Consider the following 15653-nt stretch of genomic DNA (forward strand, 5'->3'; position numbering starts at 1 on the left):
ATATGATAAATACAATTCATACATTAGCAATCAAAGATAAGTTATCTAGCACGATAAAAACATTTCGTAGCGTTTGCTCACCCTAAAAAGAAAAATGACATTCATCAGCAGGCGGATTTGTGAATATAAAAAACAGTATTATTAGCCAACTTCCTTTCCTATTAGTTTCTCTTGTCATATTGGGTATGTTTACAAATGATACTCAAGGCGTTTTAAACATTTCTGCCGCTTTGCTTTTCCTTTACACTATTTATGTCATTATAAAAAATAAGATCCATATTAAAGATGACATTATTAACCTTGTTAGGGGTAAGAAGGTATTCTTTTTATTCAACTTATGGTGTTTGTCTTGTATCCTGTTTTTTACTTACCCCGGCTTTACTCTAGAGGCACTCAAAGAATTTTTTAATGACTGGCGCTATGTCATTATTATCTCATTATTTTTAATAGCCTTTAAAAATAATGAATCAAAATCAATAAAAACAATTAGTTATGCTCTAATTGCCACTCTGGCTTTTACTATCTTTATTTCACCTGTATTAAAGCAATTTAAAAGTAGTGACCTGCCTTTATATTTGCAGCTCAGATATGGCTTTGCTCACTATACTACCTTACTTTTTCCATTCACTTTTAGCGCCTTTTTTATTTTTAAAAATAAAATATTAAAAGCTGCGATGTTCATTTTATCTATTTTAGCTTTCTGTTTTTTACTCTATACTGGTAGCCGAGGTGGTGTTCTTTCATTACTTATTGAATCACTGATTATTTTATTTTTATTCTCCAAAAGTATTAAAAGATTTGTTTTATATATAGTCATTTTCATAATTTCTTCTTTAAGTATTACAACTATTGCATATACCACAATTCCTCAAGTAAAAAATAAAATAAATCAGACTCTAAATGCTAAAAATATTACCTCAAGTAGAGATAAAATTATTTTAACAAGACTTCCTATTTTTACTCATGAAAATAAAAATATAGTTTTTGGCGTGGGATATGGTTCCGTATCTTATAACCAGTATCTTAATGATAACCATGCTGAGCGGTTTTCTGGAGGAGGTGTCTACTCAGAGCGTAAAAAAGAGTACGTACATAATAATGATGACCCCTTCTTCCTAAACATTATGTATAACGTTGGTTTAGGTGGTTTAATTTTATTTTGTTTGGCCTATATTATTAATTTAAAAGATCTACTTAGTTCGATAAAAATCCAAAAAAATATTCTCAATGTCGGGATACTTGTTTCTTCTATTGGCTATTTTTTAATTTACTGCCTCTTTGAATTTATATTCTTAGATATTTTCTTTCTATACAATATCTTAGTAGCAATTTTGATCAACAGAAAGCTATCAAACTAAGCAGAGTAATGCTGACTAAGTCAGCATTCCCTTAATGAAATATTTTCTTTTTCATATATTCTGCTGTTGCTAATAAAAATTGCAAAAACTTCCCATTCTTTCTTAGGTGTGATTTTTTACGGGATAATTGCTTATAACTTTCGGCTTTAAGTAAAGGGATATTTTTCCAAGGCGAATTCTGTCGTGCAATCTCAAAAAATTGATATTCGGCGGATTCAAGTCCGAAGTGCAACGCTAAGCCGCCTTTCTTAGCTCCGCAAACACCACCGAAGGTTGTCTGAACCCCAGACACTTGCGTGGCCTGCTGTTCAACGCTCCCTGATAGCGTTGTAAGTCTTCTTCTGTCACTGTCCGCAGGTCTGTTCCTTTCGGGATAAACTGTCTTAACAACCCATTCGTATTCTCGTTCAGCCCACGCTCATGCGAGGCATACGGATGGGCAAAGTACGTATCTGCGTTCAGTGCTTCTGCTATCGCCTTGTGCTCACTAAACTCTAGACCGTTATCGAACGTTATTGTGTGACATACATCCTGATACTCACTCAGCAGTGAGATAATGGCCTTACTGACTTCCACCGCATCCTTTGAAAACACCTTTTTTGTCAGGTAAATACGGCTTTTGCGTTCTGCCAGTGTCACGATAGCACCAGTGCCCTGTTTACCCTGCACCAAATCGGCCTCCCAGTCCCCCAGACGGCTACGGTCATCGACGACTGACGGCCGTAGCTCAATGGATACCGCATCAGGGATGCGCCCTCGTTTCTGCCCGTAGCCCTTACGATATCGCCGTTTGCCCTGCCTAAGATGCCTGTACAACTCGCCACCGCTACGCTTATCCGCATAGATATACTGGTAAATCCATTCATGGCTGACGCTAAGACCAATAATGCTGCCAATTGCACTTATTTGCTCAGGACTCCACTTCCACTCCAGAGCAAATATCACGAAATCTATGGTCTGCTGAGGAATTGTCCTTTTGGCAGATGACAGCCGCCTATCACAGCACTTCTGGTGTGCCTGTTGTGGGTTATAACCAGTATCTGAAGTGTTACGCCTCAGTTCACGGGAGACCGTGGACTTGCTTACACCGATACGGATACCTATCTCATGGCAGGATAAATTATCCTCACGCAGTATCGATATCTGGTATCGTTGTCCTTCGGTTAGTTGCTGATACTTCATACTTACTCGCTCATCTTTGGTCGGAAGAGCAGGATAGCTTATCAGTAGCTAACCGTCCTTCCATCTAACATGACCGAGCGTTGCACTTATTATCTGAATTCGCGTTCACTATAGAAATTTGCCCATTCATGAAATGGCTTAGTTAAACCAACAAAGTGAATAAAAACAACCTCATCAGGTATATTATTAATATCCCTCTTACTGGTAATATACCAATCTAAAGAGAACATAAAATTAAAGTTCTCACTGATATTCACTAATTTATTATTAAGTAAAATATTCAAGGCATCTTGATCTGGATGAGTAAAATGACTACTTTTTACTAATTCAATCACCCGATTCGGAATATCTTCTTCAACCATTTTCTGGATTGACATATACAAAAATCCAGAGTTAAAGTATTTACTCATCTCCATTGGTAGCTGTTTCTTTTCACTACAAAATTTATCCTTTACTGCATAAAGATAAATATTTTCATTAAACTCCAATGTTTTTAGATATGAAAGGTTACCTTTACAAATAACATCTGCATCCAAATAGAGTAATTTATCAATTGATTGTGAAAGATAATCGATAATCACTAATCTAAAATAAATGGCATGACTCCAAGCTTGCGATGGTAACGGTAACCGCTTAAATTCTTGGTTATCAATCAAATAAATGGTTATTTTATGCTGGCTACTCTCAACTAGCTGTTGGAAAAGCTGTTTGTCTGTTAGGTCATCAACCAAAATATGGAAATGAAAATGCGTCTCTTTATTATTAATAAGGATCGATGAAATTGATGTGCCAACACCGTAGAGGAACTTTTCATCGACCCCATAAGCAATATGAAAGTAGCTGTCATCACGATCATTAGCTTTACTGCCGCTTATTTCAACTAGTGATTTGATCATTTCATGACTTAGCATTTTGTTAACCTTACTGAATATTATTATTCGATACTTAGTTTATGATAAAGAAACAGTTTTTATCTTTAGCTCCAATATAATCACTTTAGAACATATAAAAACTCTATCATAGCCTAATATCTATTCATAATAATCTGAAAAATATGCTAAAAACATCAATAACTGTAACTAGTTGAATAAGTTACTAAATTCAACATTCTGATGGAAACCATCTTAACTCAATATAGAGTAAGAGCCTATCCCAATAGGTTTTTATTCCAGACAATGACACCACAGGCAAAATGCAGCATCGCCTCATAATTCTCGACTTTCTTCTCCCAACGAGTCAGGACACGACGGTAGCGATTCATCCAACTGTGTGTTCTCTCTACAACCCAGCGGTGAGCCTTAAAATCCGTGTTTTTGATGGCTTCTGACTCATCCTTCCGTGACTGGATATGAGGTTCATAGCGACGACTTTTCAGATACGATCCCAACCATTCCGCTTCATACCCTTTGTCCATGCACAACCGGAGCCTCTTGCATGGTCTGCCCGTCTGGAGGGCATCGAGCGTATCCGCAACCAGCTTTATGTCGTGCGTATTTGCTCCGGCTACAACCAGTGCAAGCGGAAGCCCATTCGCGTCAGTCATCAGACTGCGCTTTACGCCCTGTTTCCCACGGTCTGTAGGGTTCCGGCCTGTTTTTTTGAGCCTGCCAGGGGGGATTTTGTCATACAACCATCAATCGACAGCCACGACCAGTCAATAGCGTCCAACTGTTCGCTGGCAAGCAACCCGTTTTGCCAGAAGCGTTCAAATACGCCAGCATCCCGCCACTCCTGAAATCGGCGGTGAGCAGAGCTTGACGAGCATATACCGGTGGCATTCAGCGCATTCCACTGGCAACCCGTCCTGAGTACGAAGAAGATGGCGTTCATTGCAGCGCGATTATCAACCCGCTTGCGGTGAGTACCCAGAGGATGGTGAGTTTTATGCTCCGGAATCAGTGGAGCCATTTTCTCCCAGAGTCCATCACTGATCTGCCACTTGTTGCCCGTCACGCTTCGCCCTCAGAAATTATCATTATGTATTATCTGACAATTCCTTTTGGGATAGGTTCTAAGCAAGATTTGCGCCAATACAATATATTAATAACGTATGCTCAGAACTTATGCAAAAATTATTTATACCACTTATCAATAACACTTCTCAATTCGTTTTTCACAATTTCCCATGTAAAATTGTCATAGGCATACTGCTTTGCAGCATCGGCTATTTGACTTCTATTATCATGATTTAAAGCATTATTAATATCATCCGCCATGCTAGCGGCTGATAATGGTTCACGAAATATAAAACCCGTTTCATTGTGCTTAATAAATTCAACCATTGCCCCTCTTTGGCTCGCAATGACTGAACATCCAGATGCCATAGCTTCAAGTGCAACCATACAAAATGATTCATCTGCAATAGATGGAACCGCAACAAGATCAGCAATAGAGTAATAGTGCCTCATTTTTTCAGGGTGTATTCCTCCTAGAAGGATACATTGTTCACCTAACTGATGAGCATAATTTTTTACTTCATCTTGAAATTCTGCATGTTCTCCCTTTGATGCAGCATTAATATCTCCAACAATCACTAACTTATAGTTAGCTCTATCTTTAAATAAAATGCTGCAAGCTTTCATTAACTCAAGCACCCCCTTATCCCGAGTAATTCTGCCAGCGAAAAGAATAACATTATCATTTTTATTCAAACCAATATCTTCTCGTTTAATGTCTGATGGTAAAGAATAAATATCACCATCAAAGCCATTTCGGACTACTTCAATGGAAGCTTCAGGTAAACGTTCTCGAAACCAATTATGAGTGAAATGACTCGGAACAATGATTTTAATATTAGCAGGTACATTTTGTGGTTCAAAACAGTTATGCATGTGGAGTATAACGTTTTTATGCCCTTCTTTTTTAATTATTTTTTTAAATAACTTAATATTGTTATGAACAATAATGATACTTTCATCACTATTAGTCGCAAACTTGCGTTTTATTTTTACAATACGATCTGCATATGAATAAGGGTCTAGCCTAGTCCATTTTTTAAAAAGCCTAGTATAGATTTTGCCAAATTTTATTCTTTCAATTGAACATTTCTCGTTGACTTCTGAATAATGAGAATATCCCTCATTTTGAATACATACGATACGATTTTCTATTTCTAACCTTTTTGCAACATGATATATCCACGACTCAACTGCCGCCGCACTTTTCGGAGGAATAGAGTAAATAGGAGTTACTGTGAAAACTATTTTATTAATCATATTAGTATCTTTTGCTCCTGAACATTTTCATAAACAAATATTGGCTCCCTGATAAAAACCCCTTAATAAACCTTCCTTGTTTTAATAAGTGTTTATACTCTTTTTTTCTTTCAACAAATTTAGTTGCAGGTTTTAAGTCATTCGTTGTCCAAGGCGATTGCATCAAAGCCTTATAAAAAGGTTGGGAAGCGGGATAATTTGCCCATGTGTGCCAAGGTTTACTCACACCTGTGTAATGAATTAGGACTGTTTCAGGTGTAATAACCTGTTGATATTTTTGGTGAGTTGAGTCATATAATTCATTTTTTAGTGTATAAACAGTATTAAATCTTTGGTTAAGTAGTTCTAAGTCATCTCTTAAAATAAGGTTTAACACATCTTGATCAGGATATTTATATCGTTGCTTAGCATTTTCTGCTGATAACAACTCAAAACATTGTTGGGTAATCTGCTTTTCATGCCATTTTTTTAAGTTGACAAACATGACACCAGAATTGAAGTAAGTCTTTGCTAGTGAAGGCGCATGAAGCCTTGTTTCACTTTTCGTTCTTACACCGATATCATCAGCAACGACACCACAGACTTTGCCTTTGATTAAATTAGTCGTTAAATCTAAGATGCCATTACACACAACGTCCGCGTCTAAATAGAGTGCAAAATCATAATCAATCGACAGATAATCCAAGGCAACTAACCGAAAGTACATCGCTGATGACCAAACATCAGAAGCGGGAAGTGTTTTCAGTAATTTGTTATCTAATTCATAAACATGAAATTCCACTTGAAACTGACTTGCAATAACTTTAAGTTTCTCTAGAAAATCTGGGCTAACTTTATCTAGAAAATAATGGAATCTAAAAAATGTGGTTGGATTATTTATGAGTAAAGACACCGCTGAAACCCCAGCTCCAAACTGATAGTTTTCATCAGAACCATAAATAACATCTAAGCATGATAACAAGGTATTATCAGCTTTACCCACTTCGCCGAGCACATATTTATTTGTTATGAGGTTATTCATAGTGTTTTCTCTTATTCTTTGTTGAACTGTGCCCCATCATAGCAATTAAAAAACCTAAAAGAACACCTAATGGTTTTAGGTCCACTTGCTCAAACATCCCTCGAACCAGATAAAAGCTAATGAGGCTCATTAATAACGCTATAAATGCAAAATGGCTTTTTGATTCATTGACTGTACTTTTGATTTCCTTGAATAAGGAAAAACACATCGACAAAAAAACCGCACTAAAAGCAATCAGCCCTGAGATACCGACACCAAACCAAATATATAGCCAGATATTATGAGGCCCCAATGACTTCTTAAATACCCAATCCGGTTTTTCTGGTACAACACTATTATATTTATCAATGTATATTTTATCACCAAATCCATATCCAATAATTGGATTCTCTAAAATTAACTCAAGTGCTGTTCCCTGTGTACCATTTTTATATCGATGAGTACTATCAGTTTGTTCAAGCTTATAAAATAGAGTTTTAGTCATATCTGGGTAGATTGATTTTAATGAGATCAATGAAATTAACGAGATACATAGTATCGAACCAATCAATTTCCATGGACGTTTAAAACATAAAAATAATAAACCTGCCATAGCCACAGCAACCCACCCACCTCGGGAAAGAGTCCCTAACAAAACAAATAAAAATACAACACTTAGTATATAAAAATAAATCAGCTTAGATTTAGGCAATAGATACCAAAGGATCGGAATTATAGGAAAGTAAAAAACCAAGGCATCTGAAACATTCCTAAAGTTGTAGGTTGTAAATGGTAAAATACCATTCTGATAAGCCTCATAGTACCGATATAGTTCAATAAGTAAAACAAACACTAATGATGCAGAAAAACTAGTCAATAGTAAATTTGAAATCGTTTTTATATTTTCTTTGTAGAGAAGAATCGGTAATAAAAGAGATAGGCTAAGCACCCCATAATTCAAGAAGTTATTATTAATCGCTCTCATTGATGCATCAGGCATGCTTGAGTAACTTATTGAAATATAAAAAACCAATGAAAACAACACGACTAAGTATAAAAGTTTATTATTTAATCTTTTTAGCACCCTTCTTGTATCTAATGATAAATATACCAAACATGTAGCTATCATTAGATAGAATAGTATATGTTTATACCTAGTAACATTGTCCACAAAAAAAAGCACAACAAACATAAAGATTAAAGCTTTATTATACTTCGAAAGAGTATTCTGATTTCTTTCTAAAAAAGGCATAATTTACCCAATGATTAATTACTTAATTTAGCCCAAAAGTATTGAATGCTATTTTTGATTCCAGAAAATAATTTACCTTGGTTAAACATATGCTTCGCACAATAACGCAAATGGTTGCTATTTTTAGCCTTTAATAATGGTACGTTATTCCAAGGTGACACTGATCGAGCATCAGAGAAAGGTTTGGCTGTTTCATAGGTAGCCCATTCGTGCCAAGGTTTAGTTGGTCCAACATAGTGAATAAAAATAGTATTTTGATTAACAGGATAGTGAAATTGATCTTTTAACTCATAATTTAAGCTAAATTGTGTATTATAAACAACATCCAAATAAACGACTTTATCTGCTAATAATATATTCAACACATCTTGGTCAGGATAACTAATCTTATGATTAATATTCGTATCCATAAGTAATGACATTGATTTTTTTGTAACCTGATTTTCTTCCCAAACGGCTAAATTTACATACATCACACCACTATTGAAATATCCTGCGGATACTTCGGGGAAACCTAAAGTTTGAGCTCGTTTTTTCCACCAATTTTCATCTCGTTCAGTGACAACCGCGGCTACTTTATTTTGTAAGTCTAACTGAGTAAGCCCCTCAATCGAATTATTACAAACAACATCGGCATCCAAATACAATAGATAATCTATTTTATTGATGAAGTATTCTGCAACAATAAATCGAAAATAGATAGCATGCGTCCAATTCTTAGTCGTAGGAAGTGTTTTTATACTACTAGAATTAATTATATAGAGGGTAATTTGTACATTATAGTCGTCACTGAGCTCCCTAAACCGAACCAAATCAGTATCACTAATTGAATCGTCTATAAATACATGAAAAGAAAAATTGGTGTGCTCATTGTGCATCAACAATGAGGCAATAGATACGCCACAACCATATAAAAAATTATGATCGATGCCATATGCGACATGAAAGTAAGATGAAATATCTAAATCTGACACACCGAGTGGAATAACTTGTTGTATCATTTTATCAAATTCAACGACCATATAAGACCCCAACAAATTGTTTATCTATAAACCACGGCGTTTTGTACGCTCTTGGATTTTTTTTGCCTTGCTTCCTGCTTTGAGTACCAAAGCTTGTTCTTCTTTTAAAATTTCTCGTAAAGGCAAATCAAAGTAAACCTTCATAAAACGGAAAATATCTCTGCTTGTTAGGCCGATATTTAATGAAGAAAAGTATAACCCAATAAGATCTTTATCACGCCAACGAGTTGGAACCTTCTTTCTAAGTTGCGCTCGATGTAAATCTATCACCGAGATTTTCAAATCCTGCTCTTCACCTGAGAAAGGCAAGTGTAGTAAAAAATGGCAAATATAACAGTCGCGGTGATTAATACCAACGGCGTGCATTTTACGTACCATTTGAGCAACACGGCGAATAATCAATTGTTTAACTCTAAAATCAGGCGCTAGGCTTGGCCAATTTGCACAGTAATCTTCCAAACTCACCGTTGGCGTTAAATCTTTCGTAATAATAAAGGAATGGCGGCGTAGCGGATTCACACCCTTTTGCCCAAATGCACGGCCATCCATCGTATCCACACCCGCTTTTGTTAGCCGATGAATTGCGTTCCACTCCCTATCAGCCCCCAATACTGGTAGCCTTAATGAAAACAGGTTTTTTAACACCTCTTTTAAGCTTGTACCATAATGGATTTTGATAAAATAGCTCTCACCACCAAGCTCAAAGCGCAATGTTTTGCGACTTTCTAGCTGACGAAAAACCTCACCTTCTAACTGCTCAGTTTCAACAAAAGGATCTTTATTTTTCCATAGCTCACTAAAAGGTGTTTTAAGTTCAATCATCTAGATGTCCTAAAATAATATCAGCCGCTTTTTCAGGTAAACTATATAAGTCCTCTGTATCCGCAAAATGCCGCGCCTTTTCTGCCCAATTTTTTAATTGTTGTTTATTTTGCAGGCTTTCTGAAAGCGCAGAATCTAACGTTTTTTGCTCAAATGGTTCACGGATCACAATACCGCATTGAGCATCAGCAATAAATGAAGCATAACCACAAACTTCCGTAACAATAATGGGTAAACCTGCTGTTATAGCTTCCAGCAACACAATACCCGCCGCTTCTTGGTATGCTGGATGCATTAAGATATCAGCCGCTGCCATTAGCTCAGCAACATCATTACGCCCACTAAAAAAGGAGACTTGTTTACCTATACCCAGTGTATTTGCTAGACGCTGATATTTTTCAGGCTTATCCTGCCCAACTACCATTAATAACGTATTTTTCTTAATCTCCTCAGGCAATGCAGCCATCGCTCTTAAGGTTCTATCGACCCCTTTACGCTTAAAGTCGGAACCGACCTGCAACAACAAATACGCTGACTGAGGTATCTGATTTTTCTCTCGATAAATTTGCCGCGCATTGGGGATTTGTTTATCGTATTTTCTATCTTGCGCAATCCCCGGCGGCAGCATATAAAAACGCGACGCTTCTGTAGCATAGTGTTTTTTAAAATGTGCAATTTGATGAGGTGTTAACATTAATAGCTTAGTCGGCTTTCCTGTCTGAAACACCGCTTTTTCAAACTGGGCATAATGTTTATAGCGAGGCGTCAATTTGTAGAAAAAACCTTTTTCATTGGCGACTTTTTCTGCGTAACAAACATCCGCTGCATAGTAAACGTCTAAGCCCGGCATCTTATTAAAGCCAACAACACGAGCTACAGGATGTTGTTTAATATGTGCCTGAACCCACTCACAATACTGCGCATTACGTCCATGGTTGGTTTTAGAAGTCACAGGCACAATGATAATTTCAAACCCTGCAGGTTTATCACCATCCCATGATTGAGTATAGACGCGGATCTGCTGTCCTCTTGCCTGACATGCTAATGCAATACGCAAAAAATCACGCTGCAAACCACCGAATGGAAAATACTTGTACAGACAAAATGCCAAAATCATCTCAGAACCTTGTCATTATTGAACGAATATTCATAGGCAGCATTTTTTCTGTTGCCTCAATAACATCAGATGCGGGAATGATAGAAAGATATTTTTTAGTTCTATCGAGCTTTTCTCTTGGTGGCATCGCCTCATAATCACCCGCCCAAAACTGCACAACATTATCACTCCACGGACGCCAAAATACATTATTCGTTGCGCCAAACAAACACACTATTGGTGTATTTACAGCCGCTGCAATATGCATCGGTGCTGAATCAACCCCGATAAATAACGCGGCATGCGCAATTAAGGCACCAAGCTCAGGAAACGTCGTTTTACCTGCCAATTCAGTAATAGGCTTAGTTTGGCAATGAGAAGCAATCGTCTCAATACAGTTTAGGTCTTCTTTACTTGGTCCTGAGGTCAAAACAACCTGATACCCACGAGATTGTAATGCATCAATGACTTGTGCAAATTTTTCATCATCCCAACATTTAAATATCTGCCGTGCGGTTGGCTGGATCACCACATAACTGCTGTGTACACCTAGCTCTAATAACTTTTGATCGATATTTTTCCAATCTTCTTCTGTGTATGACATCGTTAAATTGGTTTTTAGATTCGTTATTTTTAACGGTTCAAGCACAGAAAGATTATTCATAACAACGTGTTCACCATGAGGCTCGGTCAAGTGTGTAAAGCTATTTAGCCAATATTTGGAATCTCGATGACCAAATTTATGGGAGATTTTCATTTGGGCAGGGATAGAACGCACCAGAAGAGACACCATCCATTGGTCGGCTAGATTCACAACTAAATCATACTTATTACGGCGTAGTTTGAATAATAAACGAATAAAATTACATGCTTTACTTAGACCATTAGCCTTTTTACCTTTCATACCATATAAGGCATGGATTTCCCTATTTTCAGACAAAATAGGGATCGTATCTTGATAAAGTAACACGTCAATCTCGGCATCAGGATAGTTTTGTTTTAATGTACTGATGACGGGCGTCGTCAGTAACATATCCCCATGAAACCGCATCTTGATAACAAGAATTTTTTTAAACTGTTTTTTCACCAGACACTCTTAATTATATCTATACGTAAAATGACATAGTTCTTTGACAAAAACTAACACTATTAATTCAATCAATAATAAACATGTTACTACTTTAGTAATAATCGATATAGCTTTGAATGCCTATCGTCATAGCTTTTTGATTTTTAAAATAAAAAAACCCAGCCAAAGCTGGGTTTTTTATAAGAAAACAAAAATTATTTAATTTTTGCTTCTTTGTAGATTACATGCTTACGAACAACTGGATCGAATTTTTTCATTTCCAGTTTTTCTGGCATAGTACGCTTGTTCTTCGTAGTGGTATAGAAGTGACCAGTACCTTCAGAAGAAACCAGCTTGATTTTCTCGCGAATACCTTTAGCCATTTTTTAGCTCCTTAGTACTTCTCACCGCGGGCACGCAGTTCAGCAAGAACAGCATCAATACCCTTTTTATCGATAATACGCATGCCTTTAGCAGATACACGCAATGTTACGAAACGTTTCTCAGACTCAACCCAGAAACGGTGAGAGTGCAGGTTTGGCAAAAAACGACGCTTGGTCGCGTTTAATGCGTGTGAACGGTTGTTACCGCTCATTGGGCGCTTGCCAGTAACTTGGCAGACTCGTGACATGTCTATTCTCCAAAAATCTAATCAGCTCGAGCTTTTTTGTTCTGGGTATGGCCGCCTCGTCAGGCTTAGGAGCCCATCTCAGCAAACTTTATTGACTGAAAAGAATGTTATCATCTTAGTAAAAAAATTTACTGAGATAGGCTCTTCTCGCCAAACCCAAGATCCTCAAAGGTGGCGTAGTATACGCTTTCAATCGTTCTCACTCAAGCCCAATGCGGCAAAAGTTGTCATTTTTTAGTCAAAAAATGCTTTTACAACCACCCTCGTTCAAGAAACGAAACACAATTTTTATGCCCAACAACAAAATGGTCAAGTAATTTAATCCCCATTAAAGTACAAGCCTCCTTAATACGAAACGTCACTTGCCTATCAGCGTCACTCGGCTCTGGGTTACCTGAAGGATGGTTATGTGCCAATATAATCGCACTGGCATTCATTTTCATTGCAAAACGAATGATTTCTCGAGGATGCACCTCTACCCGATTGATCGTTCCCCTAAATAACTCTTCGTAGCTAATAATTTGATGTTGATTGTTCAAAAATAAGACGGTGAAAACCTCTCTTTCTTGACCAGAAAATAGCTCGACTAGCCTCATTTTTAATAGGTTTGGGTCTGATATCACATCTTCATATAAAAATTGTTCAGCAAAAAACCGGCGTGCCAGCTCACTAATTGCCTGAAGTTGGGAGAACTTACACACACCAATTCCCTTGCATTTCGACAGCTTTGAGTAATCCGCTTGTAAAAGAAGGTATAAAGAACCGAACTCTTTGAGCAAACGTTCCGCAAGTTCAATTACTGATTCCCCTTGCCTACCTGTTCGTAAAAAAATCGCTAATAGCTCTACATCAGTCAGTGCTACCGCACCATAAGCTAACAGTTTTTCCCTTGGCTGTAAGTTCTCTTCATATTCCATCATCACCCCCCTATTTCTCCTTTTGCGCTCCCACTTTTATATGCAGACGATAGGCACAACAACGCATAACTGGTGAATTTGCGTAGCGCTTCGCAAAAATAAAAGGGTGATGATATATACAGTGCTCTCAACGATATTTCTGATATGATAAGATGCTCTTCACGATAATTAGATGGATAGAACCATGACACAGCTATTAGGTAAAAAAATAGTTCTCGGCATTAGTGGTGGTATTGCCGCGTATAAAATTCCTGAACTAACCCGTCGGTTACGTGATGAAGGCGCAATAGTTCGTGTTGTTATGACCCATGGTGCAAAAGCCTTTATAACCCCTTTGACGCTACAAGCGGTTTCCGGTCATCCTGTCTCTGATGATTTACTTGATCCCGCTGCTGAGGCCGCAATGGGCCATATTGAATTGGCCAAATGGGCAGATATCATCATATTAGCGCCGGCTACCGCAGATTTAATTGCTCGGGTCACTTCAGGTATGGCTAATGACCTACTCACGACAATTTGTTTAGCTTCGGCAGCCCCCATTGCTGTTGTACCTGCCATGAACCAACAAATGTATCGGGCAACCGCAACACAAGAAAATTTAATTAAACTGAAACAACGTCAATATATTATCTGGGGTCCAGATAATGGTAGCCAAGCCTGTGGCGACGTTGGGCCGGGTCGAATGATAGACCCACTCGAGATAGTACGCCTAACTTGCGAGCATTTCCGCTCTCGAACAGACTTACAAGGTGTAAAAATCATGATTACTGCTGGGCCTACTCGTGAAGACTTAGATCCCGTCCGTTTTATCAGTAATCACAGTTCTGGGAAAATGGGTTTTGCAATCGCCGAAGCGGCAAGCCAACGAGGGGCACAAGTCACTTTAATCGCTGGTCCAGTGAATTTAGCAACGCCCTCCGGAGTCACACGGGTTGATGTTATCAGCGCTCTCGATATGTATGAGCAAGTCCACCACACTATTGCACAACAGGATATCTTTATTGGTTGTGCTGCCGTTGCTGATTATCGTGCAAAAACCATCGCAGAAAATAAAATCAAAAAGCAAGGTGATGAAGTTGCCATTACATTAGTTAAAAACCCAGATATTGTTGCGAGTGTTGGTCAGTTAACGCAAAATCGCCCTTATGTGGTTGGGTTTGCAGCCGAAACCCAAAATGTGGAAGAATACGCACGCCAAAAGCGCCAACAAAAACAGTTGGATCTAATTTGCGCGAATGATGTTTCTCTCGCTGATAATGGTTTTAACAGTGATAATAATGCGTTACATCTTTTCGATGCCTTTGGTGATGTCCGTTTACCACACAGTAGTAAACTTGAATTAAGCCACCGTTTATTAGACGAGATACTTCAACGTTATGAAAAAAATTGATCTAAAAATTCTTGATCCCCGTATTGGTAATGAATTTCCGTTACCAACTTATGCGACATCTGGCTCCGCAGGGTTAGATCTACGTGCCTGCCTTGACGCGCCAATTGATTTGGCACCCGGTCAGACTGAACTAATTCCTACTGGCCTCGCTATCCATATTGCTGATGAGCAACTTGCAGCGGTGATCCTCCCTCGTTCAGGCCTAGGTCATAAGCACGGCGTGGTACTCGGTAATTTAGTAGGCTTAATTGACTCTGACTATCAAGGCCAACTGATGGTGTCTGTTTGGAATAGAGGCAACCAGACCTTTACAATAGAACCAGGTGAGCGCATGGCTCAAATGGTCTTTGTACCCGTTGTTCAAGCAGAATTTAATATCGTCGATGACTTTGATGCTACAGAGCGTGGAGCCGGTGGTTTCGGTCATTCAGGTCGTCAATAATTCTGCATAATCCTAATTCAAAGCTTTACTGGTAATATCAACGCTATGTTAAGTGGCGGAATAAAAATAAAATTATCAGTAAATTAACCGGAAAATAGGCGGTGTCGTTATAGTAAAAGGGCTCTGTTACCAGGGGTATTGTTATTCAACCCTCACTTGTTTATCACGACAAAAGATCCGTTGATGTAACGGGTCTTAATAATGCTAACAATAATGATGAGTTGAATGTGTTGTGCTACGTTTGTTTGATATCTCTA

16 protein-coding genes and 1 pseudogene are annotated in these 15653 nt (G+C 38.0%); 3 read left to right on the forward strand and 14 right to left on the reverse strand.

The window, feature by feature from the left end:
- Positions 1–119: 119 nt before the first annotated feature.
- A complete protein-coding gene (locus tag M1E93_RS18675) occupies positions 120–1358 on the forward strand; it encodes an O-antigen ligase family protein (RefSeq protein WP_104873127.1) in 1239 nt (412 codons plus the stop codon).
- A 31-nt stretch (positions 1359–1389) separates the two neighbouring features.
- Here the strand turns inward: M1E93_RS18675 and M1E93_RS18680 are convergent, their stop codons facing one another.
- The 14 genes and pseudogenes from M1E93_RS18680 to radC all read right to left on the reverse strand — a co-directional run bounded on the left by M1E93_RS18680 (position 1390) and on the right by radC (position 13567).
- The gene (locus M1E93_RS18680) at positions 1390–1650 is read right to left on the reverse strand and encodes a glycosyltransferase family 8 C-terminal domain-containing protein (protein WP_426207049.1); all 261 of its coding nucleotides are present in this window, start codon (positions 1648–1650) and stop codon (positions 1390–1392) included.
- The gene (locus M1E93_RS18685) at positions 1593–2540 is read right to left on the reverse strand and encodes an IS30 family transposase (RefSeq protein WP_140035165.1); all 948 of its coding nucleotides are present in this window, start codon (positions 2538–2540) and stop codon (positions 1593–1595) included. Before M1E93_RS18685 ends, M1E93_RS18680 begins: the two co-directional genes overlap by 58 nt.
- Before the next feature lie 89 nt (positions 2541–2629).
- The gene (locus M1E93_RS18690) at positions 2630–3451 is read right to left on the reverse strand and encodes a glycosyltransferase (RefSeq protein ID WP_426207050.1); all 822 of its coding nucleotides are present in this window, start codon (positions 3449–3451) and stop codon (positions 2630–2632) included.
- Positions 3452–3687: 236 nt separating this feature from the next.
- A pseudogene (locus tag M1E93_RS18695) lies at positions 3688–4493 on the reverse strand (IS5 family transposase).
- A gap of 119 nt (positions 4494–4612) precedes the next feature.
- Positions 4613–5755, reverse strand: coding sequence for a glycosyltransferase (locus M1E93_RS18700; protein ID WP_104873125.1), 1143 nt, complete (start codon positions 5753–5755; stop codon positions 4613–4615).
- 1 nt (position 5756) lies between these two features.
- Positions 5757–6776, reverse strand: a complete 1020-nt coding sequence (locus tag M1E93_RS18705; protein ID WP_053110675.1) for a glycosyltransferase family 8 protein — start codon at positions 6774–6776, stop codon at positions 5757–5759.
- On the reverse strand, positions 6769–8007 hold the full coding sequence (gene rfaL / locus M1E93_RS18710) for an O-antigen ligase RfaL (protein ID WP_053110676.1): 1239 nt from the start codon (positions 8005–8007) through the stop codon (positions 6769–6771). Before rfaL ends, M1E93_RS18705 begins: the two co-directional genes overlap by 8 nt.
- A 14-nt stretch (positions 8008–8021) precedes the next feature.
- Positions 8022–9029, reverse strand: coding sequence for a lipopolysaccharide 3-alpha-galactosyltransferase (gene waaO / locus M1E93_RS18715; protein ID WP_104873124.1), 1008 nt, complete (start codon positions 9027–9029; stop codon positions 8022–8024).
- A gap of 24 nt (positions 9030–9053) precedes the next feature.
- A complete protein-coding gene (gene rfaP / locus M1E93_RS18720) occupies positions 9054–9851 on the reverse strand; it encodes a lipopolysaccharide core heptose(I) kinase RfaP (protein ID WP_053110678.1) in 798 nt (265 codons plus the stop codon).
- Positions 9844–10968, reverse strand: coding sequence for a glycosyltransferase family 4 protein (locus M1E93_RS18725; RefSeq protein WP_102780907.1), 1125 nt, complete (start codon positions 10966–10968; stop codon positions 9844–9846). The genes rfaP and M1E93_RS18725 overlap by 8 nt, the downstream gene beginning before the upstream one ends.
- A 1-nt stretch (position 10969) precedes the next feature.
- Complete coding sequence (rfaQ, locus tag M1E93_RS18730; protein ID WP_104873123.1) at positions 10970–12034, reverse strand: lipopolysaccharide core heptosyltransferase RfaQ; 1065 nt, start codon at positions 12032–12034, stop codon at positions 10970–10972.
- A 197-nt stretch (positions 12035–12231) separates the two neighbouring features.
- Positions 12232–12399, reverse strand: coding sequence for a 50S ribosomal protein L33 (gene rpmG, locus M1E93_RS18735; protein WP_004924244.1), 168 nt, complete (start codon positions 12397–12399; stop codon positions 12232–12234).
- A gap of 11 nt (positions 12400–12410) precedes the next feature.
- The gene (gene rpmB / locus M1E93_RS18740; protein ID WP_004924239.1) at positions 12411–12647 is read right to left on the reverse strand and encodes a 50S ribosomal protein L28; all 237 of its coding nucleotides are present in this window, start codon (positions 12645–12647) and stop codon (positions 12411–12413) included.
- A gap of 251 nt (positions 12648–12898) precedes the next feature.
- On the reverse strand, positions 12899–13567 hold the full coding sequence (gene radC, locus M1E93_RS18745; protein WP_004924233.1) for a RadC family protein: 669 nt from the start codon (positions 13565–13567) through the stop codon (positions 12899–12901).
- A gap of 181 nt (positions 13568–13748) precedes the next feature.
- Between radC and coaBC the strand changes: the two genes are divergently transcribed.
- Together coaBC and dut are read left to right on the forward strand one after the other, a co-directional pair.
- Positions 13749–14954, forward strand: a complete 1206-nt coding sequence (coaBC, locus tag M1E93_RS18750) for a bifunctional phosphopantothenoylcysteine decarboxylase/phosphopantothenate--cysteine ligase CoaBC (RefSeq protein ID WP_040132604.1) — start codon at positions 13749–13751, stop codon at positions 14952–14954.
- Complete coding sequence (dut, locus tag M1E93_RS18755) at positions 14941–15396, forward strand: dUTP diphosphatase (RefSeq protein WP_004924226.1); 456 nt, start codon at positions 14941–14943, stop codon at positions 15394–15396. The genes coaBC and dut overlap by 14 nt, the downstream gene beginning before the upstream one ends.
- The last annotated feature ends 257 nt before the right edge of the window (positions 15397–15653 follow it).

The sequence above is a fragment of the Providencia sp. PROV272 genome (assembly GCF_049901975.1).
GTDB lineage: Bacteria > Pseudomonadota > Gammaproteobacteria > Enterobacterales > Enterobacteriaceae > Providencia > Providencia stuartii.

What these genes read in the sequence shown, in the direction of transcription:
- M1E93_RS18685 (WP_140035165.1), bottom strand. Translation starts at nt 2,540, where the DNA reads ATGAAGTATCAGCAACTAACCGAAGGACAACGATACCAGATATCGATA.
- M1E93_RS18690 (WP_426207050.1), bottom strand. Translation starts at nt 3,451, where the DNA reads ATGCTAAGTCATGAAATGATCAAATCACTAGTTGAAATAAGCGGCAGT.
- M1E93_RS18700 (WP_104873125.1), bottom strand. Translation starts at nt 5,755, where the DNA reads ATGATTAATAAAATAGTTTTCACAGTAACTCCTATTTACTCTATTCCT.
- M1E93_RS18705 (WP_053110675.1), bottom strand. Translation starts at nt 6,776, where the DNA reads ATGAATAACCTCATAACAAATAAATATGTGCTCGGCGAAGTGGGTAAA.
- rfaL (WP_053110676.1), bottom strand. Translation starts at nt 8,007, where the DNA reads ATGCCTTTTTTAGAAAGAAATCAGAATACTCTTTCGAAGTATAATAAA.
- waaO (WP_104873124.1), bottom strand. Translation starts at nt 9,029, where the DNA reads ATGGTCGTTGAATTTGATAAAATGATACAACAAGTTATTCCACTCGGT.
- rfaP (WP_053110678.1), bottom strand. Translation starts at nt 9,851, where the DNA reads ATGATTGAACTTAAAACACCTTTTAGTGAGCTATGGAAAAATAAAGAT.
- M1E93_RS18725 (WP_102780907.1), bottom strand. Translation starts at nt 10,968, where the DNA reads ATGATTTTGGCATTTTGTCTGTACAAGTATTTTCCATTCGGTGGTTTG.
- rpmG (WP_004924244.1), bottom strand. Translation starts at nt 12,399, where the DNA reads ATGGCTAAAGGTATTCGCGAGAAAATCAAGCTGGTTTCTTCTGAAGGT.
- rpmB (WP_004924239.1), bottom strand. Translation starts at nt 12,647, where the DNA reads ATGTCACGAGTCTGCCAAGTTACTGGCAAGCGCCCAATGAGCGGTAAC.
- radC (WP_004924233.1), bottom strand. Translation starts at nt 13,567, where the DNA reads ATGATGGAATATGAAGAGAACTTACAGCCAAGGGAAAAACTGTTAGCT.
- coaBC (WP_040132604.1), top strand. Translation starts at nt 13,749, where the DNA reads ATGACACAGCTATTAGGTAAAAAAATAGTTCTCGGCATTAGTGGTGGT.
- dut (WP_004924226.1), top strand. Translation starts at nt 14,941, where the DNA reads ATGAAAAAAATTGATCTAAAAATTCTTGATCCCCGTATTGGTAATGAA.